Origin of the sequence: Micromonospora sp. NPDC048839 (assembly GCF_040649915.1) — a bacterium.
In the GTDB taxonomy this organism is placed as follows: Bacteria; Actinomycetota; Actinomycetes; order Mycobacteriales; family Micromonosporaceae; genus Micromonospora.
In genome coordinates this window covers 17,061-40,435 of the sequence record NZ_JBEZGL010000016.1, presented here as the reverse complement: position 1 = coordinate 40,435, position 23,375 = coordinate 17,061, and the positions used below count along the sequence as shown (strand labels likewise).

General features: G+C 70.4%; 23 protein-coding genes and 1 pseudogene. 11 read left to right on the top strand and 13 right to left on the bottom strand.

Annotation, left to right across the window (positions count from 1 at the left end):
* Positions 1-64 precede the first annotated feature (64 nt).
* From AB0C25_RS26285 to AB0C25_RS26265, 5 genes are all read left to right on the top strand, one after another.
* Entirely contained in the window at positions 65-2,530 is a 2,466-nt protein-coding gene (locus tag AB0C25_RS26285; protein WP_357376886.1) for a family 43 glycosylhydrolase, read from the top strand.
* A 194-nt stretch (positions 2,531-2,724) separates the two neighbouring features.
* Complete coding sequence (locus tag AB0C25_RS26280; protein ID WP_357376885.1) at positions 2,725-5,145, top strand: family 43 glycosylhydrolase; 2,421 nt, start codon at positions 2,725-2,727, stop codon at positions 5,143-5,145.
* 27 nt (positions 5,146-5,172) lie between these two features.
* On the top strand, positions 5,173-5,805 hold the full coding sequence (locus AB0C25_RS26275) for a hypothetical protein (protein ID WP_357376884.1): 633 nt from the start codon (positions 5,173-5,175) through the stop codon (positions 5,803-5,805).
* A gap of 60 nt (positions 5,806-5,865) precedes the next feature.
* A complete protein-coding gene (locus AB0C25_RS26270) occupies positions 5,866-6,945 on the top strand; it encodes a hypothetical protein (protein WP_357376883.1) in 1,080 nt (359 codons plus the stop codon).
* A 64-nt stretch (positions 6,946-7,009) separates the two neighbouring features.
* A complete protein-coding gene (locus AB0C25_RS26265; protein WP_357376882.1) occupies positions 7,010-7,162 on the top strand; it encodes a GntR family transcriptional regulator in 153 nt (50 codons plus the stop codon).
* 36 nt (positions 7,163-7,198) lie between these two features.
* On the opposite strand, the gene AB0C25_RS26260 is transcribed toward AB0C25_RS26265, so the two are convergent.
* A complete protein-coding gene (locus AB0C25_RS26260; RefSeq protein WP_357376881.1) occupies positions 7,199-7,864 on the bottom strand; it encodes a TetR family transcriptional regulator in 666 nt (221 codons plus the stop codon).
* 101 nt (positions 7,865-7,965) lie between these two features.
* On the opposite strand from AB0C25_RS26260, the gene AB0C25_RS26255 reads away from it, so the two are divergent.
* Positions 7,966-8,880: an SDR family NAD(P)-dependent oxidoreductase gene (locus AB0C25_RS26255; RefSeq protein ID WP_357376880.1), complete on the top strand. Its 915-nt coding sequence runs from the start codon at positions 7,966-7,968 to the stop codon at positions 8,878-8,880.
* 172 nt (positions 8,881-9,052) lie between these two features.
* Here the strand turns inward: AB0C25_RS26255 and AB0C25_RS26250 are convergent.
* From AB0C25_RS26250 to AB0C25_RS26220, 7 genes and pseudogenes are all read right to left on the bottom strand, one after another.
* Positions 9,053-9,142, bottom strand: a pseudogene (locus tag AB0C25_RS26250) (superoxide dismutase, Ni); the annotation flags it as partial.
* A gap of 58 nt (positions 9,143-9,200) precedes the next feature.
* Positions 9,201-10,007 carry an inositol monophosphatase family protein gene (locus AB0C25_RS26245; protein WP_357376879.1) on the bottom strand — a complete coding sequence of 269 codons (807 nt, stop codon included), beginning with the start codon at positions 10,005-10,007 and terminating at the stop codon, positions 9,201-9,203.
* A 3-nt stretch (positions 10,008-10,010) separates the two neighbouring features.
* Positions 10,011-10,526, bottom strand: a complete 516-nt coding sequence (locus AB0C25_RS26240) for a hypothetical protein (RefSeq protein ID WP_357376878.1) — start codon at positions 10,524-10,526, stop codon at positions 10,011-10,013.
* A 157-nt stretch (positions 10,527-10,683) separates the two neighbouring features.
* Positions 10,684-11,133, bottom strand: coding sequence for a hypothetical protein (locus AB0C25_RS26235; RefSeq protein WP_357376877.1), 450 nt, complete (start codon positions 11,131-11,133; stop codon positions 10,684-10,686).
* A 101-nt stretch (positions 11,134-11,234) separates the two neighbouring features.
* The gene (locus AB0C25_RS26230; RefSeq protein ID WP_357376876.1) at positions 11,235-11,948 is read right to left on the bottom strand and encodes an NADPH-dependent F420 reductase; all 714 of its coding nucleotides are present in this window, start codon (positions 11,946-11,948) and stop codon (positions 11,235-11,237) included.
* Between the two features lie 7 nt (positions 11,949-11,955).
* Positions 11,956-12,984 carry an LLM class flavin-dependent oxidoreductase gene (locus AB0C25_RS26225; protein WP_357376875.1) on the bottom strand — a complete coding sequence of 343 codons (1,029 nt, stop codon included), beginning with the start codon at positions 12,982-12,984 and terminating at the stop codon, positions 11,956-11,958.
* A complete protein-coding gene (locus tag AB0C25_RS26220; protein WP_357376874.1) occupies positions 12,977-14,026 on the bottom strand; it encodes an LLM class flavin-dependent oxidoreductase in 1,050 nt (349 codons plus the stop codon). Before AB0C25_RS26220 ends, AB0C25_RS26225 begins: the two co-directional genes overlap by 8 nt.
* Before the next feature lie 108 nt (positions 14,027-14,134).
* Between AB0C25_RS26220 and AB0C25_RS26215 the strand changes: the two genes are divergently transcribed.
* The 3 genes from AB0C25_RS26215 to AB0C25_RS26205 all read left to right on the top strand — a co-directional run bounded on the left by AB0C25_RS26215 (position 14,135) and on the right by AB0C25_RS26205 (position 16,574).
* Positions 14,135-14,626: a MarR family transcriptional regulator gene (locus tag AB0C25_RS26215; RefSeq protein ID WP_357376873.1), complete on the top strand. Its 492-nt coding sequence runs from the start codon at positions 14,135-14,137 to the stop codon at positions 14,624-14,626.
* A 137-nt stretch (positions 14,627-14,763) separates the two neighbouring features.
* Complete coding sequence (locus tag AB0C25_RS26210; RefSeq protein ID WP_357376872.1) at positions 14,764-15,909, top strand: sensor histidine kinase; 1,146 nt, start codon at positions 14,764-14,766, stop codon at positions 15,907-15,909.
* Positions 15,906-16,574, top strand: coding sequence for a response regulator transcription factor (locus AB0C25_RS26205; protein ID WP_357376871.1), 669 nt, complete (start codon positions 15,906-15,908; stop codon positions 16,572-16,574). The genes AB0C25_RS26210 and AB0C25_RS26205 overlap by 4 nt, the downstream gene beginning before the upstream one ends.
* On the opposite strand, the gene AB0C25_RS26200 is transcribed toward AB0C25_RS26205, so the two are convergent.
* Positions 16,575-16,988, bottom strand: a complete 414-nt coding sequence (locus AB0C25_RS26200) for a DUF6223 family protein (RefSeq protein ID WP_357376870.1) — start codon at positions 16,986-16,988, stop codon at positions 16,575-16,577.
* A 456-nt stretch (positions 16,989-17,444) separates the two neighbouring features.
* Between AB0C25_RS26200 and AB0C25_RS26195 the strand changes: the two genes are divergently transcribed.
* The gene (locus tag AB0C25_RS26195) at positions 17,445-17,828 is read left to right on the top strand and encodes a hypothetical protein (RefSeq protein ID WP_357376869.1); all 384 of its coding nucleotides are present in this window, start codon (positions 17,445-17,447) and stop codon (positions 17,826-17,828) included.
* On the opposite strand, the gene AB0C25_RS26190 is transcribed toward AB0C25_RS26195, so the two are convergent.
* Positions 17,818-18,498 (bottom strand): class I SAM-dependent methyltransferase, encoded by a 681-nt coding sequence (locus tag AB0C25_RS26190; protein ID WP_357376868.1) that lies wholly within the window; start codon positions 18,496-18,498, stop codon positions 17,818-17,820. The two genes, AB0C25_RS26195 and AB0C25_RS26190, sit on opposite strands and share 11 nt — an antisense overlap.
* A 140-nt stretch (positions 18,499-18,638) precedes the next feature.
* Positions 18,639-19,403, bottom strand: coding sequence for a hypothetical protein (locus AB0C25_RS26185; RefSeq protein WP_357376867.1), 765 nt, complete (start codon positions 19,401-19,403; stop codon positions 18,639-18,641).
* 352 nt (positions 19,404-19,755) lie between these two features.
* On the opposite strand from AB0C25_RS26185, the gene argS reads away from it, so the two are divergent.
* On the top strand, positions 19,756-21,474 hold the full coding sequence (argS, locus tag AB0C25_RS26180) for an arginine--tRNA ligase (protein WP_357376866.1): 1,719 nt from the start codon (positions 19,756-19,758) through the stop codon (positions 21,472-21,474).
* 4 nt (positions 21,475-21,478) lie between these two features.
* Here argS and AB0C25_RS26175 read toward each other — a convergent pair whose 3' ends face one another.
* The gene (locus AB0C25_RS26175) at positions 21,479-21,820 is read right to left on the bottom strand and encodes a metalloregulator ArsR/SmtB family transcription factor (RefSeq protein ID WP_208641223.1); all 342 of its coding nucleotides are present in this window, start codon (positions 21,818-21,820) and stop codon (positions 21,479-21,481) included.
* A gap of 225 nt (positions 21,821-22,045) precedes the next feature.
* Entirely contained in the window at positions 22,046-23,239 is a 1,194-nt protein-coding gene (locus AB0C25_RS26170; RefSeq protein WP_357376865.1) for an endo-1,4-beta-xylanase, read from the bottom strand.
* Positions 23,240-23,375 lie beyond the last annotated feature (136 nt).

Here is a 23,375-nt window from a genome sequence, read left to right as displayed (position 1 = left end):
TTTGGAGCTCGTCTTGGTCGTGTCGGTCCGCTCGCGTGTCCTGAACATCGCCCGTGCATCCGCTGTGAACAGCCTGGACGTCGTCGCTCAGCACGCCGCGAACACACTGACCCGGCTGGCGTCCACTGTGCGTCCGAGCCGTCTCCGCTCACTGTGCGCGCTCGCATCGGCGGCCGTTCTCGCCGGGGCGGGCCTGGTGGTCACGCCCGCCGCCGCGCAGGCCGCCGACGGATGGTCTCCCCGCTCGTCGTACACCTCGACCGACACCGGCGCCGGCACCTACTCGGTGCCGCTGCTCAACGCCGACGTGCCGGACATCAGCGTCGAGCGGGTGCCCGCCGCCGAGAACGACGAGGGCCGCGACCTCTACTACATGATCAGCACCACGATGCACCTCAGCCCCGGCGCGCCGATCATGAAGTCGTACGACCTCGTCAACTGGGAGATCGTCAACTACGTCTTCGACCGGGCGAGCATCGGCGACTCGTTCTCGCTGCGCAACGGCCAGAACTCGTACGGCCAGGGCCAGTGGGCGTCGTCGCTGCGCTACCGCGACGGCATGTTCTACGCCGTCTTCAACACCAACAACCTCAACGGGGCGTACCTCTACCGCACCGACGACATCGAGAACGGCGCGTGGCAACGCACCGCCCTCGGCCGTGGTCTGCACGACCCGTCGCTCTTCTTCGACGTCGACGGCACGCCGTACATCTTCTACGGCTCCGGCGGCACCAGCGCGGTACGCCTCAACGCCGACCTGACGGCCATCGCGCAGGACTACCCGAACATCTTCACCGCGAACAACTACGCCGGGCAGCCGTTCATCGGCGGGCTGTTCGAGGGCGCGCAGGTCTACCACATCGACGGTTGGTACTACGCCGTCATCATCACCTGGCCGTCCGGGCAGGGACGCCAGGTCGTGATGTTCCGGTCGAAGGACCTGCTCGGGCGCTACACCTCGGCCGGCGGAGTCAACACCTACGAGGCGCGTGGCGTGCTCAATTCCAACGGCTTCGCGCAGGGCAGCCTGGTGCCGATCAGCCGCGCCGACGGCCGGACCGACTGGCACGGCATGTTCTTCCGCGACACGTTCCCGATCGGGCGGATCCCGGCGCTCATCCCCGCCACCTGGCAGGACGGATGGCCGACCTTCGGCACCAACGGGGTCGTGCCGGTCAACGGCCTGTTCGACAAGCCGATCCGGCTCAGCCCGGCCGAGGAGGTCTTCGAGCGGCAGAAGAGCATCGTCGCCTCGGACGACTTCGCCAACGACGCGCCGCACCGGGCGTACCAGGACGAGCAGTGGACGGTCCCCGCGCCGCTCGACCCGGCGGAGATCGCCCCCAACGGCTCACGGCTGGACCTGGCGTGGGAGTGGAACCACGCACCGGACAACAGGTACTGGTCGCTCACCGACCGCGACGGCTGGCTGCGGTTGACCGCCGGCAAGGTGGTCACCGGCCAGTACGTCTACACGAAGCTGTCCAACCGGGCCGAGCTGGCCTGGTTCGAGGAGGCCCGCAACACCCTCTCGCAGCGCACGTTCGGGCCACGGCAGTCGGTGCAGACCCGGATGGACATCTCCGCGCTGAAGAACGGTGACGTCGCTGGCCTGGCCGCCTACAACCGCGGATTCTCGTACGTGGCGGTCAAGCGCGTCGATGGCGTGAACACCCTCGGCGTCGTCAACCGGTCGCAGCCGTTCGCTGTCGACCTGGACCAGGTGACGTTGGAGAACTTCGTGGCGGGCACCACCGTGGCGTTGGGCGACGCGACCGAGGTGCACGTGAAGGCGGACCTCGACTTCGCCTCGCCGGTCGGCCAGTTGTGGACGACGTTCTACTACAGCCTGGACGGGTCGACGTGGACCCGGCTCGGCAACCGGGTCGGCCCGCAGACGCTGGACGGCAGCCTCGCCCACTTCATGGGTCACCGGGTCGGGTTGTTCACCTACGCGACGCAGGAGACCGGCGGGCACGTCGACTTCGACAACTACCTGCTCAGCGACACGCTGACCGCGCAGGCCCGACCGCTGGACACCGTCGCCCTCGACGCGGCCATCGCCCACGCGCAGACGCTCGACGCGCGCCACTACCCGCCCGACGCCTGGACCGCGACGCAGTCCGCGCTGGCGGCGGCGACGTCGGCACGGGCCGGACAGCTCGGCACCCAGAACCAGATCGACGCCCCGGAGCGCGCGCTCAGCTACCAGCTGGCCCGGCTCGGCGTGCTCGCGGCACTGCCGGTCACGGCCAGCGCCGAGGTGCGGTGTCTGGCTGGCAAGGCGTACGTGGCGGTGCGGGCACGCAACGACTCGGACGGACCGGTCGGGATCACCCTGGAGACCCCGTACGGGAACCGGTCGTTCGCGGCCGTGGCGCCCGGGGCGAACGTCTACCAGTCGTTCCCCACGCGCTCGGCGGCGGTACCTGCCGGCTCGGTGACGGTCCGGGCCACCGGGGCGGTCGCCGGCCGGGACGTCACCACCGTCCACTCCGCTCAGCACCCCGCCACCGCCTGCGGCGAATAACCCCACCTCGAGCCCCAGGCTCACCGACCAGCACCACCGGCGACCGGCCGTGCGGCGCGGAACAGCGACCTGTCCCGCGCCGCCGGCCGTGGTCGAGCCGGTGGCGGCGGTCGACCCCTGATGTCCGGATCACCCACCACCACCGATCCCCCGTACACCGATGACCGCACGTCAGAGATGAAGGAGGATGTCTCGTGGAACAACGAATGCGACGCGCGACCCGAGGACGGGTCGCCGCGATCGCGACGGTCGGCCTGATGCTGGCCGCAGGGTTCGCCACCGGGGCGGCGCCGGTCCAGGCCGCCGACACGAATCTCATCGTCAACGGCGGGTTCGAGGACGGCCTGACCGACTGGTTCGTCAACAACGGAAACGCCAGCGACGGCGCGCAGTTGTCGGCCACCTCGGATGCCTACGCCGGTACGAACGCCGCGCTCGTGACCGGCCGGGCGACGACCGGATCCGGGCCGATGCAGGACCTCAGCGGCAAGGTGCAGGCCGGCCAGGCCTACACCCTGACGGCCCGCATCAAGTACGAGAACGCGAACGGACCGGCCACCAAGCAGTTCTTCGCCACCATGCACTACGGCGGTGGCACCTACACCAACCTCGTCAGCGTGACGGCGACGAAGGGTCAGTGGGCGCAGTTCAACGGGACGTTCACGATCCCGGCGACGCAGACCGTGTCGACGGCGCGGCTGTTCTTCGAGACCCCCTGGACGGCCACCCCGGCCACCGACCCGGACCTGCACCTCATGGACTTCAAGCTCGACGACGTGTCGGTGGTCGGCGCCGCCCCGCCCGCGCCGGCATCGAAGACGATCGAGGTCGTCGGGAAGCTGCCCGGGGAGCACAACCCGTTGATCGGGCACAAGTTCGGCGCCGACGGCTTCGGCCTCGTGCACGACGGCCGGGTGTACATGTACATGACGAACGACACCCAGGGCTACGCCCCGAACCCGACCACGGGCGTCTCGCCAGGGATCAACTACGGCGACATCAACCAGATCACGGTGATCTCCTCGGCGGACCTGGTGAACTGGACCGACCACGGTGAGATCCAGGTCGCCGGCCCGAACGGGGTGGCCCCGTTCACCGCCAACTCGTGGGCTCCAGGCATCGCCAAGAAGGTGGTGAACGGCGTGGAGAGGTTCTTCCTCTACTACGCCAACGGCGGTGGCTCCAGCAACGTGATCACGGGTGCGTCGCCGCTCGGCCCCTGGACCAGCGAGCGCACCAGCACGCTGATCGACGGTCGCACCCCCGGTGCCGAGAACGTCGCGTGGAAGTTCGACCCGGCCCCGTTCGTCGACGACGACGGCCAGCCGTACCTCTACTTCGGTGGCGGCCCCGCATCGACGAGCATGCCGCCGGCCGAGCGCTTCAACAACCCGAAGAACATCCGGGCGATCGAACTCGACGACACGATGGTCGCGACCCAGGGAACGGCCGCGGTGGTCGACGCCCCGGTCGCGTTCGAGGCGGGTCACGTCTTCAAGCGCGACGGCAAGTACTACCTCTCGTACTCGTCGCACTTCGGCGGGAACGACTTCGGTGGCAGCCAGCAGCCGCTGCCCGGCTACCCCGGTGGCGGCCAGATCGGCTACATGATCTCCGACAACCCGATGTCGTGGCCGAAGGAGACCTACGCCGGCGTGCTCTTCCCGAACCAGTCGCAGTTCTTCGGCAGCGGCACCGGCGGCAACAACCACCAGTCGGTGTTCGAGTTCGAGGGCAAGCACTACTTCACCTACCACGCGCCGACGTTGAACAAGCGCATCAACGGAAACACCACCCAGGGGTACCGCAGCCCGCACATCCAGGAGTTGGCCTTCAACCCGGACGGCACGATCCAGCAGGTCGTCGGCACCTACGCCGGGGTGAACCAGGTCCGCGACTTCGACCCGTACCGCGTCTTCGAGGCCGAGACCTTCGGCTGGAGCAAGGGTGTCGCGACCACGACTGTCGACGGCAGCTCCGCCCAGTTCGGCGGCGCGGCACCGAATCTGGTGGTCCGCGACATCGACAACGGCGACTGGGCCGCGCTGTCGTCGGTGGACTTCGGCGACAGTGGCGCGCAGAGCGTGACGGCGAAGGTGCGGGCGCTCGCCGCCGGCGGGCAGATCCAGGTCCGCCTGGACACCGCCACCGGTCCCGTTGTCGGCACGGTCGCGGTGGACACGCCGGTCGGCCAGTGGGCCGAGGTGACCGCCCAGCTTGACGGCGTCAGCGGCGTGCACGACGTCTACTTCACCTACGCCGGCCCGGCGGGTGTCGACCTCTTCGAGATCGACAACTGGGCCTTCCAGGCGGCCACCCTCGAACTGCCCGTCACGGCCACCGCGTCGGCCCGGTGCGTGGCCGGCAAGGTCCACGTGGCCGTGCAGGCGCGCAACGACCATGACGCGCCGGTGACGATCGCTCTGGAGACCCCGTACGGCGAGCGCTCGTTCGCGGCCGTCGCGCCGGGCGCGAACGCGTACCAGTCGTTCAGCTCGCGTGCCGTCTCGGTGCCGGCGGGTTCGGCGACGGTCCGGGTGACCGGGGCGGTGGGTGGACAGGACGTGACGACCGTCCGCACCGTGCAACAACCCGCCGGCACCTGCGGCGGATAACCCTTCATGGCTGAGAACGGAGACCACATGAACACAGACAAACGGCGGCAGTTGCTCGCGGCCGGTGCCGTCGGCGCGGTGCTGGCCGGGGCCGCGGTGCTGCCGTCGCCCGCCCTGGCCGAGCCGGACGACGACGCCAGCGTGCGGGTCACTGTCGACATCGACGAGATCAGGGAGCCGGGCGTCCTCGCCCTGTCCATCGCCGGTGACGCCGTCGCGCTGTCCGAGGACGGCTCGACCCTGCTGGTGCGCCAGTTCGTCGGTACGCTGCCGACGGTGACGGTCACCGACACCCGCGTCGCCGACGAGGTTCCCGACGGTGCCAGCTGGGCGGTGCTCGGCAACGCGACCGACTTCGCGGGCAACTCCGGCCAGGCGCCGATCACCGCCGACCACCTCGGCTGGAAGCCCCGGCTGCTCGACGGCGGGGAGACCGGCCTGGTCACCGAGGGCGAGGAGGTGGTGACCGCGCTGGACGAGGCGACTCAGCCGGGCAACAACGTCGGCCTCGTCGACCAGGAGCTGCTGGTCTCGGCCTTCGACTCCGAGGCCGTGGCCAGCGACTCGTACTCCGTCAACGCCGACCTGTACCTGCGTACCCCGGCGGAGGTCGCCGCCGGCGCGTACAGCTCGACGCTCACGCTCTCACTGTTCGAGTAGTGCGGTGGCGGGGGCCCGGACCGGGCCCCCGCCACACCCCCTGCCGAAGGGCTCATCGTCATGACCGTTCCCCCGCTGCGCCGGGTGCTCACCGTCCTCGCCGTCGTGACCCTCGCGGTGACGGCCGCGCCGGCCGTGGCGGCGGCGGAACCAGACCCGAAGGCGCTGACCTGGACGGTCCAGCCGGCCACCCCGAGCGGCCCCGACCAACGCCGGTGGATCAACGCCAGCCTCGACCCGGGGCAGGTCGTGACCGAGCACCTGGCGGTCCGCAACTTCAGCAGGAACGCGGTCGCCTTCTCGCTGAAGGCCGCCGACGGCTACCTCACCGACAAGGGTCGCTTCAACATGCTCTCGTCCGACCGCCCCTCGGTCGACGGTGGCACCTGGATCGACGTGCAGGAGAAGGTCACCGTCGGCCCCGGCGAGACGAGGGTGGTGCCGTTCACGATCACGGTGCCCGAGGGTGCCGCGCCGGGGGACCACCCGGCCGGCATCGCGGCAACCGTCACCAGCACCGGTGGCACGGTCAACGTCGAGAGCCGAGTGGGTTTCCGGGTCATGGTCCGGGTCAACGGGACCGTCCAGGCGAGCCTGCCCGTTCAGGGCCTCACCGCGAGGTACACGCCGTCGTGGAATCCCTTCGCCGGTGGCACGCTCCGGGTCCGCTACACCGTCGGCAACGACGGCAACGTCTGGGTCAGCGGAACGAGCCGGGTGGCGGTGTCCGACCTCTTCGGCCGGACCAGTCACGACGCCACAGGTGGGGTCGAGGAGCTACTTCCGGGCGGCAGCCGGGAGATGGCGACCCGCGCCGACGGCGTCTGGGCGCTGGGACGTCTGCGCACGACAGTCACCACGTCACCGGCCCTGCTCGGCGACGGTCAGGTCGGTGCGGACCTCCGACCGGTCTCGGCCACTGTCACCACCTGGGTCGTCCCGTGGGCGCAGCTCGCGCTGCTGGGTCTCCTCGCCGTGCTGCTCGTCGGTCTGCGGGCGGCGATCCGTCACCGCCGACGTCGACTGGCGGGGCTGCTCGCCCGCGCCCGCCAGGAGGGTCGGCAGGAGGGGCAGGAGTCGGTGCTCGTCGGAGGTGGCCCCGCCGACGGTGAGCCTGACGCGGGCGACGCCCGTCGGTAACCCGGCATGCGGTGGCGGCCGCGCCGCCGAACCGCATCACCACCGACCGGGGCAGGACCTACAGGTGGGGGACATCCTGGCCGCACGCATCGCCAGCGGTGAACTCGCGTCGCACCGGCCGATCCCGAACAAGTCGGTAATCGTGCAGGAGTTCGGGGTGGCGCGCGGCACCGCCCGGCGTACGGTGGCGCTGTTGCGCGAGCGCGGGTTGGTCTAACGGTGCCGCAGCGCGGGACGCTGCCGCGCTCCGGACTCAGGAGCGCGGCAGCATGCCCACGAGCGACGTGATGATCGCGACCCGCAGGGCTGTGCGTAGATCGACATGGTGGACCGCGAGCGCCGGCTCGGACTCGTAGACGGCGAGCAGGCTCGGCGGCGGCGAGGTGTAGGCGGACAGCGCGCCACCCACGAGCAGGATGTTCAGGCAGAACAGCTCGGCGCGGTCGCCGACCTCGGGCAGGTGCCGCCGGACCAGGTCGGCCATCACCGCGAGGTTGCCCAGCGAGGCCCGCTTGTGTCGGCGGGCCACCTCGACCGACACATTGTGCTCAAGCACCCCGCCCTGCGCGCCGAAGAGATCACAGAGCACGGCCTGGGCGGCGAGCGACTGGCTGAGCACGTCGGCCACCTGCTCCGCCCGTTCCAACGCGGACCGGCCCAGGTCGACACCATGAGCCAGCTCCTGGTCAAGCTCGGCCAGCCAGGTTGTCGTCCGGTGGTCCATCAGGTCGAGCAGCACCGCCTCGCGGGACTCGAAATAGCGCAGCACCGCCGTCTTGGCCAGGCCGACCCGCCGGCTCAGCTCGTTCAGGGTCACCTCGGCGACCGGCATCTCGTCGAGCATCGCCGAGGTCGTCTCCAGGATCGACCGGCGCCGGATCTCACGCTGCTCCTCGCTGCGCGCCCGCTGGAACGTCATGACGTCAACCCTAGCTTAGGTACCGGCGGTCTCTTGACATCGTACTGGCGGTACATTAGCGTTGAGGTATAAGTTACCGGCGGTACATTGGGGAGCCCGAGATGAAGTGGACCGAGCAGCAGATTCCGCGCCAGGACGGCCGGGTGGCCGTGGTCACCGGTGCTAACACCGGACTCGGCTTCGAGGCCGCCCGGCGGCTCGCCGAGCGCGGGGCGTCGGTCGTGCTGGCCGTGCGCGACACCCGGAAGGGCAAGCTGGCTGCCGCCCGGATAGACGGCGACGTCTCCGTACGGGAGCTGGATCTGGCCTCGCTGGAGTCGGTGCGCGCCGCTGCGGACGGCCTGCGCGCCGCCCACCCGAGGATCGACCTGCTCATCAACAACGCCGGCGTGATGTACGTCCCGAAGCAGACCACCCGCGACGGCTTCGAGATGCAGTTCGGCACCAACCACCTGGGCCACTTCGCCCTCACTGGCCTGTTGCTCGACCTGCTGCTGCCCGTGCCAGGCTCCCGGGTGGTCATGATCAGCAGCAACGGCCACCGCATCCGCGCGGCCATCCACTTCGACGACCTGCAGTGGGAACGTTCCTACGGACGGGTTGCCGCCTACGGCCAGTCCAAGCTCGCCAACCTGATGTTCGCCTACGAGTTGCAGCGCCGGCTCGCCGCGTACGGCACCACCGCCGCGGTGGCCGCACACCCCGGCATCTCCAACACCGAACTGCCCCGCAACACCCCGGCGGTCGTGCGCCGGCCGGTCACCTGGCTCGCCCCGGTGATCACGCAGCCCGCGACGGCGGGCGCGCTGCCCACCCTGCGGGCCGCCACCGACCCGTCCGTTCTCGGCGGGCAGTACTACGGTCCTGACGGCCTGGGCGAGGTGCGCGGCCACCCGCGGCTGGTCACTTCCAGCCCCGAGTCCTACGACGTGACCGTCCAGCAACGCCTCTGGGCCGTATCGGAAGACCTCACCGGCGTACGGTTCCCGGTGGCTCGGGCGGTCGTCGCGGCGTGACCATGCCACGGGCACCCGTCACGAGGGCCGTGGCAGGCAGGGTGCCCATCACGAAGCTGACCGAGAAGACGGCCCGGCCGGACCCGGCCGGGCCGGACCCGGGTGGGCTGGACAGGCCGTGGGGTTCATCGTCGCCGGTAGACCTCCAGCAGGCGGACGTGATGTGTCGGGGGCGCCTTTCCCTGATGAGCAACGATCGGGTGCGGAACTCGGGGTCGTCGCTGGCCTGGTACTTCTCGGAGATCGCCGTGATCGACTCGGCGCGACGCTAGGACCTGAACCGCGGTTCAGGTCAAGCTGCCCGGTCCAGGCCTCGGCCGTCAGTCCCTTCCGGTGCGTTGCTTGCGGATGAGAGCCAGCAGGGCGCCATGTGTCTGCTCGTCCCCGGCGGCGACGAGGCCCTCGCCGCCGGCGTGCAGCGGTCGGCCGTCGATCCCGGTGACCACACACCCGGCCGCCTGGCAGAGGGCGATGCCGGCGGCGAAGTGGACGCTCTGGCGCAGGTCGTGGCCGTCCGTCACGTACGCGGCGCGGCGACCGGCAGCCACCCAGGCCACGGCCAGGGTGCTGGAGACCACACGTGGGCGGAACTGTGCGATGAAGCCTTCGTCGGCGAGCATCCGGGCAGCCAGGAAGATGTCCCGGTGCGGGAACGGTGGATCAAGATTGACGTCGACCAGCGTCGACTCGGCCGACGGCACGAGTCGTCTGTCGGTCCCAGCGCATCGGACGTACGCGGCGGTGCCGTCGGTCCAGAACACCTCGTCGCTGAACGGATCCGCGGAGGCGGCCGCGGCGAGCCGTGTGCCGGTGCGTAGAGCGACGTTTACCGAGACCAGCATGGTCCGCGCACTGTAGTTCAGCGTGCCGCACAACGGGTCGACCAGCCAGGTGCGTCCGTTTGCGCCGGTGCCCGTGCGTCCGCTCTCCTCGCCCACCAGCCCGTCGTCCGGACGCACCGCCCGCAGGATGTCGAGGATGGCCTTCTCCGCCTCGATGTCGGCGGTGGTGGCGAAGTCGGTGCCGATCTTCGCGAAGCGGGTCAGCGAGGATCCGTACTGCGAGCGGACCACCGTGGCTCCGGCCTCCGCCGCCTTGATGGCCAGCGCGTGGTCTGTGGTGGACATCCGTCACTCCGCCAGTTCGATGATCGGGGCATGACTGACGACCGCAGTCATGATCATTGGGGCGTCGCCGTCACACTGGTTGACCGAGACCGCGATCCATCGGCCTCCGGTCGCGGTGGGTCCCCAGACCGTCAGATCGCCGAAGCAGTCCAGCTCGCCAAGCGCCTGGAACAGCGCCGGCATGGGTGCGCGGGCCTGGTGCCGGAGCAGCGGCACGCGCATGGAGACCTTCTGGTGCGGGCCCCACCGACGGTCCGACTCCCGGACGACGAGAGCCAGGTTCGCCTCGGCGGCATCCTCGGCCTGGTTCCAGTCGGCCCCGTACAGGCCCGTGAGGGCTCCGCTCTCCCAGAGCGGGATGATCCGAAAACCCGCACCCCGGGTGCCGGTCCACTCCCCGGTGGCCGGGTCGCCCTCGCTGACCGTCGCGCTCTCGGTGGGCAGCGCCGCGGCGAGCAACGTCTCAATGTCGGACACCGCCCGAGCGGTGTCGAACACCTCACCGGCCCGGCCCGTCACCGGGCGCCTCGTCCCACCGCTGTCGGCCTGTGCCACATCGTTCGCACCGCCTGCCTCCCTCAGCGTCCGGCCCTCGATCATCGTCCACGGCACGGCCGTCCGGCCACCGGGGGACTGACGCCGCCCGCGCCGATGGATGGACGGGGCGGGGCGTAGGTCAGGAAACCGCCGCCCGCACCAGCTCGACGACCTTCTTCTCCACCGCCGGGCTCCACTTCTGCAGGGCGTACGCCACCGGCCACAGGTCGCCGTCGTCGAGGTTGGCCACGTCCTGGAAGCCCAGGGTCGAGTACCGGTAGTTGAACTTGCCGGAGTCCTGGAAGAAGACGACGATCTTGCCGTCGGCGTTCGCGTAGGCGGGCATCCCGTACCAGGTCTTCGGCGACAGCTCGGGCGCGGCAGCGCTCACCGCCACGTGGACGCGCTCGGCGAGCGCCCGGTCGTCCGGCTCCATCTGCGCGATCCGGTCGAGGAGCGCCTGTAGCCCGTCGGCCTTCTTGGCGCCCTTCTTGCCCTCGGCGCGCAGCTCGGCGGCCCGCTCCTTCATCGCGGCCCGCTCCTCGGCGCTGAAACCATCGGATTTGGTCGTGGTGGTCTTCGCGGACATGCGCGGGCTCCCTCTCCTCGTTCCGGGTTCGGCGTGCTGCCGTTGACCTGGGAAAAGGCTAGACCGGGTGACACCGGTCGGGCTTCTCGATTCCTGATCGGTCAGGCCGAGGCGCGGGCGGCGGCAATGGTCCGTCCACGCTCGGACTCCGGGAAGCGGTCGAGCATGGCACGAACCTCGTCGGCGCTCACATTGGCGCCGAACAGCTCGCTGCCTGGTTCGAGTCGTACGCCCTCGGCCAGGGTGCCGGCGACGACCGGATCGAAGCCCAGCACGTCCACCAGGGTCGCGACCGTGGCGAGGTCCGTGGCGTCGTCGCCGGCGATCGCGATGGCCTTCCGGTCCGGCGAACCGGTCGGCCGCGCCCCGTCCTCGAGATCGTGGTAGCCCATGTGGTTGAACGCCTTCACGACCCGGGACCCGGACAGGTAGGCCTGGACGATCTCGCTCGACGAGGTACGCGCGTCGGTGAGGTCGTCCCGGATGCCGTCGATCTCCCACCAGTAGTTCATCGCGTCGACGACGAGCTTTCCGCGCAGCGCCTCGGCGGGAACACTTCGGTATTTCCCCAGCGGCAGGGCCAGGATCACGATGTCGGCGTCGGCCACCGCGTCGGCCGACGTGGTGGCCGACGCCCCCGGAGCGAGCACCTCGACGGTGAGGGCGATCTTCGCCGGATCGCCGGAGCCGGCAACCAGCACGCGGTAGCCGGCGGCGACGGCGAGCCGGGCGAGCACCGTGCCCACCTTGCCGGCCCCGAGCACACCAAGGGTCTGGGGCCGGTCGTTGTCGAACATGTCGTCCTCTCGGTTCATGTGTCGATCAGGCCAGCAGCTCGCGGACCATGGGGATCACCCTGGAGCCGTACAGTTCCACGGCGCGCATCCGGGCGCTCACCGGTTGCGCTCCGGCGGAGTAGATGAGGTCGAACCGGCCGACTCCGAGGCTGCGGATCGCGCGCGCCATCCGACGGGCCACCGTCTCGGGTGAGCCGATGTAGAGCGAGCCGTTCTCCACCTCGGAGTCGAACTCCTGGCGACGGATCGGTGGCCAGCCCCGCAGCGCGCCGATGCGGTTGCGCATCACCCGGTAGTGCGGCCAGTACACCTCCTTCGCCTCCTCGTCGGTGTCGGCGATGAAGCCCGGCGAGTGCATGCCGACCGGGTGCGCGGTCGTACCGAGCTGCTCGGCCGCCCTGCGGTAGAGGTCCAGGTACGGCGCGAAACGCTCGGGGGCGCCGCCGATGATGGCGAGCATGAGTGGGAGCCCGTACTGGGCGGTGCGGACGACCGACTGCGGTGAGCCACCCACGCCGACCCAGGTGCTCAGGTGCCCGGATTCCGTCTTGGGAAAGACGTCGGCGTTCTCCAGCGGGGCACGCAGGGTGCCGCTCCAGGTGACCGGCTTCTCGTCCAGCAACTTGACGAACAGTTCGATCTTCTCCTCGAACAGCGTGTCGTAGTCGCGCAGGTCGTAGCCGAACAGGGGGAACGACTCGGTGAACGAGCCGCGACCGAGGATGACCTCGGCCCGGCCGTGGGACAGCGCGTCCACCGTGGCGAAACGCTGGAACACCCGGACCGGGTCGTCCGAGCTCAGCACGGTCACCCCGGAGGCCAACCGGATCCGGGAGGTACGGGTGGCGATGCCCGCCAGCACCGTCTCCGGCGTCGACACCGAGTACTCCGGCCGGTGGTGCTCGCCCAGCGCGATGACGTCGACGCCGAGCTGGTCGGCGAGCACCGCCTCGTCGACCACCTGACGGATCGCCGCGGCGTGGGAGACGAGCTTGCCGGCGTCGTCCTCCGGTACGTCGCCGAACGTGTCGAGGCCGAACAAGAGGTCAGACATGGGTGGGCTCCTTCGCCAGCAGCTCCCGGACCCGCGGCGCGACCTCACTGCCCAGCAGTTGGATGGTGCGCGCGCGTGCCTCGCGGGGCAGGTGCATGATGTCGTACTTCAGGTCGAAGCGGTTCAGTCGCAGGTCGCGGGCGACCGTGGCGATCTTCTGCGCCACCGTCTCGGGTGACCCGACGAAGAGCGCCCCGTGGTCGATTTCGGCCTCGTAGCGTGCGCGGTCCGGTTTGTAGAAGCCGCGTTCCGCGGCGAGCGCCGCCGCGACCGGCTGCCAGTATCGCCACCACGTCTCCACCGCCTCCTCGTCGGTGTCTGCGACAAGGCCGAGTGAGTGCTGCCCGATTGGCTGCGGGGTATGCCCGAACTGGTCGAGCGCTTTGGTGTAGAGGTCGACGTGGCCGGCGAACCGTTGGGGTCGTCCACCGATGATCGCCATCATGAGCGGGAGACCGTGCCGGGCGGCGCGGACCACCGAGTTCGGGCTGCCCCCGACGCCGATCCACGTCGGGATGCCACCGGGCCGCATCCGTGGGTGCAGGCGCTGTTCGGTCAGGGGGCTTCGCACGGTTCCGGACCAGGTGACCGTTTCGTCGCGCCGGAGCCGCAGGAAGAGGTCGAGCTTCTCCTCGAACAACCGCTCGTAGTCGGCCAGGTCGTAGCCGAACAGCGGGAACGACTCGGTCGCCGACGCGCGTCCGAGGACGAGCTGGGCGCGGCCGTTGGACACTGCGTCGAGGGTGGAGAACTCGTGGTAGAGGCGGACCGGGTCGTTCGTGCTGAGCACGGTCACCGAGGTGCCGAGGCGGATCCGCTCGGTGGCCGTCGCGGCCGCCGCGAGCAACACGGGCGTCGCCGAGTCGTTGTGGCCCTGCCGGTAGTGCTCACCGAGGCTGAACACGTCGAGTCCGACCGACTCGGCGAGTCGTGCCTCGTCCACGAGGAGTCGTACGGTCTCGGCGTCGCTCAGGACCCGGTCGCCGTCGGTGGCCACCTCCCCGAACGAGTTGAGCCCCAGTTCGAATCCGGTAGCTGTCATCGTGTCCTCCTCGGTGCTTCCGCCGGCGACCCGCGGGAGCGGACCTACCGGTTGACGTGTCAATGATGCTAACTTGGCGATTGACACGTCAATTCCCGGGAGAATGAGATGACGGAGACCACACCTGCCCGGCGGGGAGGGCGCCAACTGCCGACGGCCGAGGAACTGCGGATCTGGCGGAACTTCATCGAGACGACGGCGGCGCTGAGTGCCCGGCTGGAGTCCCGCCTCCAGGGTGACTCCTCCCTCTCCACCGGGGACTACGCCGTCCTGCTCGCTCTCAGCGAGGCGCCGGACCAGGCGATGCGCTCGTCCGCGCTCGCGGCGCACATCGGCTGGGAGCGGAGCCGGCTCTCCCACCACCTGCGGCGGATGGAGCGGCGCGGCCTCATCCGCCGCCAGGAGTGCCCGACCGTCCCTCGGGGGGCGGAGGTGCTGCTCACCGCGGCCGGAGCCGAGGCGTTCGGCACCGCGACGTTTCCCCACCTGCGCGCCATCCGAGAGCTCTTCGTCGACGCCCTCACGCCCGAGCAGATCGTCGCGGCGGGCGAGATCGCGGCGGCGCTGCGAGCCCGCCTCGACGAACAGTACGAGGATTGAGGGCATTCACCGCCGCGGAGAGGAGTACGCATGCTCAGGGGCCTGCTGATCAGTGAGAGCCTGCGAACCGGCGCGGAGCTGCTGCCCGCCGGTTCGGGCGATCGCCCGTAGGCATTCGGAGGGCTAGGCTTCGGCGTATGTCAGGGGCGCGATGGCGTGGCCGGACGGCGGATGTCGCCCTGGTGCTCACCGTCGGTCTGGTCGCCCTCGTCGGCCTGGTGGTGCAGTCGCGCGGCGTCGACAGCACCGCCGAGTGGACGGCACTGCTGGTGGTGCTCGCCTCCTCCGCCGCGCTGTCCGTCCGGCGCCGCCATCCGGTGCCGGTGGGTGTGGTGGCGTTGGTCGCCGTCGGCGCGTACGGGGCGTTGCTGCACACGCCCGGCCCGATCATGTTGGTCTTCGTCGTGGCGCTCTACACGGTTGTCGACGAGGGACACCTCTGGATCGCCATCGCCATCGGTCTCGCCTCGGTGATCGCCTTCGCCGCCGCCGACAGCGACAACCGATCCCCGGACACCATGAACGGGGCGACACTGCTGCACGCCGGTTGGCTTGTCGCGGTCATCGTCGGCGTGACCCGCAACCGCCGCGCCTACCTCGCCGAGGCGCAGGCCCACGCGGTCGTCGCCGAACAGCGGATGGAGGAGGAGGCCCGGCGGCGGGCCACCGAGGAGCGGTTGCGCATCGCCCGCGAGGTGCACGATGTCCTCGGCCACCACCTCTCGCTGATCAATGTGCAGGCCAGTGCCGCGTTGCACCGGCCGGACCCGGCCCGCTCCGAGCAGGCGCTCACCGCGATCAAACAGACGAGCAAGGAGACGTTGCGGGAGCTGCGGACGACGCTCGGCGTGCTGCGGCACGAGGGCGAGGCGCCGACGGTGCCCGGCCCCGGCCTCGATCGCCTCGACGATCTGGTCCGGACAGCCGGACGGCCCGAACTGACGATCAGCACCGAACTCGCCGAGACCAGGTCGCTGCCCCCGGACGTCGACCTGGCGGTGTACCGGATCGTCCAGGAGGCACTCACCAACGTGGCCCGGCACGCGGGCGCCACCGCCGCGGTGGTCCGGGTGCGGGCCGACCGCGACGACGTGCTGGTCGAGGTGGAGGACGACGGCACCACCACACCCGGCGCGCCGGGCAGCGGGATCATCGGCATGCGCGAGCGAGTGAGCGCGCTCGGCGGTTCACTGACCACGGGTACGGCCCCGGACGGTGGCTTCCGGGTCCGCGCCCGCCTGCCGCTGCGATCCGGCTCGACGACGGCGGGGGAGTCGGCGTGATCCGACTGCTGCTCGCCGACGACCAGACCCTGGTCCGCGCCGGCTTCCGCTCCATTCTGGACGGTGAGGACGGCATCGAGGTGGTCGGCGAGGCCGCCGATGGCGCCGAGGCGGTGCGCCTCGCCGCGCAGCTGCGTCCGGAGGTCGTCCTCATGGACATCCGGATGCCCGTACTGGACGGCCTCGCCGCGACCCGGCAGATCGTCGCTGCCTGTGCGGCCCGGGTGATCATCCTGACCACGTTCGACCTGGACGAATACGTCTACGGTGCGCTCCGAGCCGGCGCGAGCGGCTTCCTGGTCAAGGACACCGAGCCGGCGGAGCTGATCCACGGGGTGCGGGTGGTCGCCCGTGGTGACGCGCTGATCGCGCCGTCGATCACCCGTCGGTTGATCGCCGAGTTCAGTGCGCGGGCCACGCATCCGGACCCCGGGCCGCGACTGAGTGTGCTCACCACCCGCGAGCGTGAGGTGCTCGCACTTGTCGCCGCGGGCCTGTCGAACGACGAGATCGCCGCGCGCCTGGTGCTGAGCCCGGCCACCGCCAAGACCCATGTCAGCCGGATCATGACCAAGACGCAGGTCCGGGACCGCGCCCAACTGGTGATCCTCGCCTACGAGTCCGGCCTGACCGTTCCCGGTTGGCTCACCCGCTCCGGACCGTGATCAGGCGGCCAGCCGGGCGCTCCGGGCCAGGGCCAGTCCACCGAGGATGACGCCGACCAGCCCGACCGCCAGGGCCACGAACGCGCCGCCGCGCCCGTTACCCGTACCGATGCCGCTGTCGGAGGTGGCGACCACCACCCCGCCCAGCACCATGCCGGCCAGTCCCAAAGTCAGGGCCAGGACGGCTCCGAGTCGCGCCGAGCTCAAGCCGACGCGGCGGGCGGGGCGGGCCAGGGCCAGCCCGCCGACAACGACGCCGACCAGCCCCAGCAGGACGCCGACGCTCGCACCGGCTCGCCCGGAACTCATGGTGAGAGCGGTGGCGGCGGCCGGCTGGACCGAGGCGTGGACGGCCAGCTCGATCCCGGCGGGCGGGGCGGCCACGGCGGCGACAAGCAGATGACGGACGGACATCAGGGGTTTCCCTTCGACGGTGTGACAGCTACCGGTGGCAGCGTAGGTAGCGCAGCGCACACGAGTCGTCAGGCCGGAGTTGCCGAAAGACCCACAACCCGGGAGGTACGCGCGCGGGGCGGCATACCGCCGCAGTCGTCTCCCGGGGTCTCCGACGTACGCCCACTACCACCGGTCTGTCGGCAACCGGACAGGTGCCCGATCGACGAACGGCACCCGTAACCCCTGTGCGGAGAGCGGCAAATATGGCTCTGACCTGCGGATCTGTCGGATCCCGGCAGTCGCTTTCCGGCCCCGCGGGTGGTACGACTGGTGCGTCGCCCGGCCGGACGGTGCGGCGGCAGGAGGAGGTCTTGTCTTGCGTCTCGCACCTAGCACGTCTCCGCGGCGACCCAGGCACTTGTCACGGGCCGCGGACGGGATCGATGTCGCACCACCGCCGGCGGTGACACCGTGGTGACGAGCCCGGAGACCAGCGAGGAGAAGGAGGCCGCCTACAACCGCGGTGTCGACGCGGGTCGGATCGAGCAGCGTCTCCAGGGCCACGACGAGCACCTGCGGCACATCAACGGCTCGATCGACTCGATGACCCGGGCGTTGCAGAGCCTCACCGAGGAGCTTCGGGCCAACGTCGCCCTGTTCAGCGCCAGCGCGATCGCGGCTCACCGGGACACCAAGGAGCGGGACAGGATCGCGGAGGTCCGGGTGGAGGAGGCGGACATCGCCGAGTCCCAGCGGACGGTCCGGTGGACGGCCTGGCAACGCGGGTTCGCCGTCATCGGCGCGATCATCCTGATGGTGAACTTCGGCCTCGGTCTGTACCTGGCCTTCAACCGCTGACGCGAGGTGCCGTGGCCAGCAGGAACGCCTGATCGTCCCGCTCGGTGCCGCAAGCCCGCCGCACCAGGCGGCACTCCTCCCGCAGGCCGGCGGCCGTGATCTCGGCGGCGACCTGGTCCGCCGTGTAACGGTGTCGCTCCAGGCGGATCTCGTGGCCGAAACGGCGGCGGTAGGGCCCGGACAGGTCACTCGTACCTTCACCGGCCTGGAAGCCGACGAGCAGGTGACCGCTGGGTCGGAGGACCCGGGCCGCTTCCGCGAAGACGCGTGCCTGCCCGGCCGGGGGCGTGTGGATGGTGGAGTACCAGAGCAGGACGCCGGCGAACCGGGCGTCCGGGTAGGGGAGAGCGGTCAACGAGCCCACGGTGAACATCAGGCCAGGGTGGTCCCGGCGCGCCATGGCGATCATGCCCGGCGACAGGTCGACCCCGTGCACCAGGCACCCACGGTCGGTGAGGTACCTGCTCATCCGGCCCGGGCCGCACCCGGCGTCGAGGACCCGGGTGTCGCCGCCTGACGTCACCGCCGCGGCGAACGCGTCGACCATGGCGAGGTCGAGTGGGGACTCGGCGCGGGTGTCCGGCAGAGAGGTGGCGTAGTCCTTGGCGACGATGTCGTAGGCCCGTCGCACACCGTGTAGGTCGAGCGGATCGGCGGGTGCGGAAGTCACGGGCCGCATCATCGCACCGGGGAGTCGTCCGTTGGTCTGGCGACAGGTCTTCGGCGCGCGCATCGCCACGACCGAACGTGTCACGATGCGGAGCGCGCCGAAGACCTGGGGGACCGAGGCGCCGGGGCGCCCGCGGTGGGCTACCCCTGCCAGGCGTCGATGGTCCGCACAGCGTCGCGGACGACCCGGTCCAGGATGGCGGGATTTCCGCTGGAACCCTCCCACCCCTGGTCGTCGAACACCGTCACCACCGTGTCGACGCGGGCCACCGCGATCTGGCTGGACTCGGTGCCGCCTGCGCGTTCTCCGTTGAGGCTGGTCGCGGGCCAGGTCAGGTTCAGTAGCAGCGCTTCGTCGCCGACGCCGGGCAGAGCCTCGCTCTTGGCGGTCGCTCGGCTCCCGTCGTGCTGGAAGGAGGGACACGCCTCCAGGGCGGTGCGGAGACGCCCCATGTAGTCCGCGGCGCCGGTGCCGTCGAACGTGAAGATGGTCTGGTGGATCATCCCCTGGGGGGTGTTGGAGGGATTGTCGCCAGCCTTCTTGTAGGTGACGGTCATCGCGGCGCTCGCCGTCACCTGGCGGCCTCCGGTGCCGAACTCGTTGGCACACAACTTCGGCAGGGCCTCCTCGACCGGCACCGTCCGGCGCGGAGACTTCCGCAGCTCGGTCGGCAGCTCGACGAAGGCCGACGTCGGGATGGTCGTCGGGCCGCTCGCGCTCGGCGACGCCTGGCCCGTCGGGTCCACTGCGGCCGCCGCGGAGGTCGGCGCCGCACTCGACGGGGTCGAGGCGGGCGGGTCCGCGGTGGTGGTGCAGGCGGTGGCAAGTGTGATGGTGCCCAGCAACGGGATCAGCGCAAGCACGCGTCGCGTACGGGTCGGCGGTAGCGGTGTGTGTCGGCTCATGATCACCTTTCGTCGATGTCGAGGCAGTTCCCGGTGGCGTACCGTCCCAAACGAGATTTCGCTGCGCCGGACGCTCACCCGAGCGGTGGTAATCGGGATGTCGACACACCTGCCGGCCCGCTATGCTGCCCGCATGACCAGCGTGATCGCCAAGTGCACCGGAGCGTCGTCCGACGTCCAGGTCGGTGCGCGGCGACGCCGGCGATCCGTCGCCCGCCCGCGCTGACCTGCTCCTCCCTGCGACCGGCGGATCGAGCCGCCGGTCGTGCGCTGGTCGTCCTCGGTCCGCCCCGCATCTCCTGTCGTCTGAGGCCCGCCTGACAGCGCGGGTCCGAGTGAGATCGGCGTACTCATGGATCTTGAAAGGTTGTTGTCCGACCGGCTGGCACCGGCGTTCGCCGCGGTGGCCGGCGGACCGGTTGACCCGCTCGTGCGGCGCTCCCCGCGAGCGGATTTCCAATCCGACGCGGCGCTGGCGCTGGCCCGACGGCTCGGCCGTCCGCCGCGCGACATCGCCGCCGAGGTGCTGGCACACGCGGTGCTCGACGACGTCTGCGTGTCGGCGGAGGTCTCCGGGCCGGGGTTTCTCAACCTCACCGTCGCCGACCCGGCACTTGCCGACCTGGTCTCCGGGCTGGCCGGCGACGCCCGGCTCGGCGTGCCGGTGACGGCGGCCCCGCAGACCGTGGTGGTCGACTATTCGGCACCGAACGTGGCGAAGGAGATGCACGTCGGGCATCTCCGCTCCACTGTCATCGGCGACGCGGCGGTACAGCTGCTGGACTGGCTGGGGCACCGGGTGGTGCGGGTCAACCACCTGGGTGACTGGGGGACACCGTTCGGCATGCTGATCGAGCACCTGGTCGACCTCGGCGAGGCCGGGGCGGCACACGAGTTGTCGATGGGTGACCTGGACGGCTTCTATCGGGAGGCGCGGGCGAAGTTCGACGCCGACGAGACGTTCCGGGAACGCTCGCGGCTGCGGGTGGTCGCCCTGCAGGGCGGCGACGCGCAGACGCTGCGGTGGTGGCGGCTGCTGGTGGCGCAGTCCGAGCGGTACTTCCTGACCGTCTACGACCTGCTCGACGTGACGTTGTCCGAGGGCGACTTTCGGGGCGAGAGCGCCTACAACGATCTGCTGGCGGGGGTCGTCGACGACCTGGACCGGTTGGGCGTGCTGGTGCCCAGCGGCGGGGCCGACTGCGTCTTCCCGGCCGGGTTCAGCGGCCGGGACGGCGAGCCGACGCCGCTCATCGTGCGCAAGAGCGACGGGGGGTACGGCTATCCCGCCACCGACCTGGCCGCGCTGCGGCAGCGTGTCGGCGAACTGGGCGCAACCCGGTTGCTGTACGTCGTCGGACTGCCGCAGCGGCAGCACTTCGCGATGGTGTTCGCGGTCGCCCGGGCGGCCGGGTGGCTGTGCCCGCCGGCGCGGGCCGAGCATCTGGGCTTCGGGTCGATCCTCGGCGGCGACGGGCGGATGCTACGCAGCCGGGCGGGCGAGTCGGTGAAGCTGGTCGGGCTGCTGGAGGAGGCGGTCACCCGGGCCACCGACCTGGCCCGGCGGAGGAACCCGGAGCTGGATGCCGAAGCCGCCGCCGAGATCGGTCGCGCGGTGGGGATCGGCGCGGTGAAGTACGCCGACCTGTGCACCGATCGGACCAAGGACTATGTCCTGGACTGGGAGCGGATGCTCGCCCTGGAGGGCAACACCGCGCCGTACCTCCAGTACGTGTACGCCCGGATCCGGTCGGTGTTCCGGCGCGCCGGGACACCCGCGCGGCCGGACACGCCGATCGTGCTCACGTCGCCGGCGGAGCGGGCGCTCGCGGTCGAGCTGCTCGGCTTCGCCGCGGTGGTCGGCGAGGTGGAGCGGAGCCTCGAGTTTCATCACCTCGCCGGTTACCTGCACCGGCTCGCCACCGCGTTCAACGCGTTCTACGAGCGCTGCCCGGTGCTGCGGGCCCCGGACGAGCTGCGGGGGAGCCGGCTGCTGCTGGCCGAGCTGACGGCCCGGACGCTGCGGCAGGGGCTGCACCTGCTCGGCATTCGAACCCCGGAGCGGATGTGAGGGGTCAGCGGGTCTTCTTCGTGGCCCGCTTCCGGGGCGGCGTCAACAGGTCGGCGATCTGTGCGATCGCGGCGGGCACCAGGCGGTAGTACGCCCACACCCCCCGCTTGTCGCGTTCGAGTAGGCCGGCCTCGGTGAGGATCCGCAGGTGATGACTCACGGTCGGCTGGGACAGGTTGAGCGCCCCGGTGAGGTCACTGACGGACGCCTCACCTTCGGGCGCCGACTGGATCAGGCTGAGCAGGCGCAGTCGCGCCGGATCGGCGAAGGCCTTCAGCACCCCCGCGAGTCGTTCGGCATCGGCCCGCTTGATTGGATCGCCGGTGAGCGGCGAGATCGCAGGCATGGCAGTTTTCGCAGTTCCCACGCCCACTATGGTTACACCAACACCATCAATAAGCAGGTAGAACCGGCATCAATACTCCAATGGCGTCCGTACGGCCACTCGATGCGGCTGAACGTGAGTCGAACGTCGACGACCGTGGTGACGTATCGGCCGTGTGGGGCTCCGCCGTGCCCCACACGGCCCTACGCCGACGGACCTGCCGTCGAGTGAGCCGCGACCCGAGGGTCAGCGGCGTGGTCTGGGTGTGCTGCGCGGCTGGACGTACGGCGGTCCCGCGAGGATCAGATCCGACTTCAGCTCCTGGTACGCCCGCTTGGGCTGGTAGTTCTCGTCGTAGATCGTGGCGAGGCCCTCCGGCGGGTCGTCGAACCAGCCCGGCACCCAGGAGTGCTTGTCACTGAAACCCCAGACCGTGTACGACAGGCAGCTCCGGACGGCGAGGCACGCCTTCATCAGCACGCTGAAGTTCGCCGCCGAGGCCTGCAACCGGGGGTTGATCTCCTCCGCGTTGCCGGCCTGGACACCCGCCGTCATCTGGCTGCGGACGTCGACCTCGGTGAACGCGGTGGCGACGCCGAGCCCACCGAACTTCTTGAGCGCGGCGGTCACCTGGAGGGTGTCGAAGTTGCCGTACTGGGTGCCCAGGTGACCCTGGGAGCCGACGCCGTCGATTGGCACGCCCTGTGCGAGTAGGCCCCTGGTCATCTCGTAGACGAACTGGGTCTTGTCGTCGGCCGGGCTGCCGGAGCCGAACGCCTCGATGTTGTAGTCGTTGTAGAACAGCAGGGCCTTGGGGTCGGCCGCCCGCGCCCAGCGGAACGCGTCGGCGATGTAGCCGGGCCCGAGGTTCTCCGCCCAGAAGCCCTTGTAGTGCAGGGTCGACGGGGTGTCCCAGGGGTCGCTGACCGCCTCGTTGACCACGTCCCACTGCCAGATCTTGCCCTTGTACCGGTTGACGACGGTGGTGATGTGCTTGCGCAGCAACTCGCGCAACTCCTGCTTGCTGATGGAGCCGTCGGCGACACCGCTGGTCAGCCAGCCGGGCAGTTGGTTGTGCCAGACCAGCACGTGGCCGCGGACGCTCTGCCGGTTGCGCTTGGCGAAATCGATGAGCTGGTCGGCCGCGGCCCAGTCGTACGTGCCCCGGGTGGGCTCCAGGACCTCCCACTTCATCACGTTCTCGGCGGTGACGGAGGCGAACTCCGAGGAGGCCAGCGCGCGGTACTGCGGGTCACCGGCGTCGTTGAGGGCATCCATGTTGACCGCGGTGCCGACCTGGAGGCCGTGGCGCAGGCCGAGGGCGCCGAGGCTCTGCGCCGTGGGGTCGTACGGCCGACTGGCGGTGGCGGGCACCGTGTTCAGCGCCGCAACGGTGACGATGGCGACCACGCCGACGCTGGTCCACTGTCTCAGCAACATGTGCCTTCCTTTCCAGACCTTGATCGACAAATGTCGATCAACAAGGTGCGGGTCCGGTGTTGGCGGATGGGGAGCGGGGTTGGCGATCGAGCGCCCTGGCTCGGGGCCGGAGGGCCGGTAGTTCCGGCCGGTGACC

Bases quoted from the DNA above. Each gene is read 5' to 3' on its own strand.
- AB0C25_RS26275 (WP_357376884.1), top strand. From the start codon at position 5,173: ATGAACACAGACAAACGGCGGCAGTTGCTCGCGGCCGGTGCCGTCGGC.
- AB0C25_RS26270 (WP_357376883.1), top strand. From the start codon at position 5,866: ATGACCGTTCCCCCGCTGCGCCGGGTGCTCACCGTCCTCGCCGTCGTG.
- AB0C25_RS26260 (WP_357376881.1), bottom strand. From the start codon at position 7,864: ATGACGTTCCAGCGGGCGCGCAGCGAGGAGCAGCGTGAGATCCGGCGC.
- AB0C25_RS26255 (WP_357376880.1), top strand. From the start codon at position 7,966: ATGAAGTGGACCGAGCAGCAGATTCCGCGCCAGGACGGCCGGGTGGCC.
- AB0C25_RS26245 (WP_357376879.1), bottom strand. From the start codon at position 10,007: ATGTCCACCACAGACCACGCGCTGGCCATCAAGGCGGCGGAGGCCGGA.
- AB0C25_RS26235 (WP_357376877.1), bottom strand. From the start codon at position 11,133: ATGTCCGCGAAGACCACCACGACCAAATCCGATGGTTTCAGCGCCGAG.
- AB0C25_RS26230 (WP_357376876.1), bottom strand. From the start codon at position 11,948: ATGAACCGAGAGGACGACATGTTCGACAACGACCGGCCCCAGACCCTT.
- AB0C25_RS26225 (WP_357376875.1), bottom strand. From the start codon at position 12,984: ATGTCTGACCTCTTGTTCGGCCTCGACACGTTCGGCGACGTACCGGAG.
- AB0C25_RS26220 (WP_357376874.1), bottom strand. From the start codon at position 14,026: ATGACAGCTACCGGATTCGAACTGGGGCTCAACTCGTTCGGGGAGGTG.
- AB0C25_RS26215 (WP_357376873.1), top strand. From the start codon at position 14,135: ATGACGGAGACCACACCTGCCCGGCGGGGAGGGCGCCAACTGCCGACG.
- AB0C25_RS26210 (WP_357376872.1), top strand. From the start codon at position 14,764: ATGTCAGGGGCGCGATGGCGTGGCCGGACGGCGGATGTCGCCCTGGTG.
- AB0C25_RS26200 (WP_357376870.1), bottom strand. From the start codon at position 16,988: ATGTCCGTCCGTCATCTGCTTGTCGCCGCCGTGGCCGCCCCGCCCGCC.
- AB0C25_RS26185 (WP_357376867.1), bottom strand. From the start codon at position 19,403: ATGAGCCGACACACACCGCTACCGCCGACCCGTACGCGACGCGTGCTT.
- argS (WP_357376866.1), top strand. From the start codon at position 19,756: ATGGATCTTGAAAGGTTGTTGTCCGACCGGCTGGCACCGGCGTTCGCC.
- AB0C25_RS26175 (WP_208641223.1), bottom strand. From the start codon at position 21,820: ATGCCTGCGATCTCGCCGCTCACCGGCGATCCAATCAAGCGGGCCGAT.
- AB0C25_RS26170 (WP_357376865.1), bottom strand. From the start codon at position 23,239: ATGTTGCTGAGACAGTGGACCAGCGTCGGCGTGGTCGCCATCGTCACC.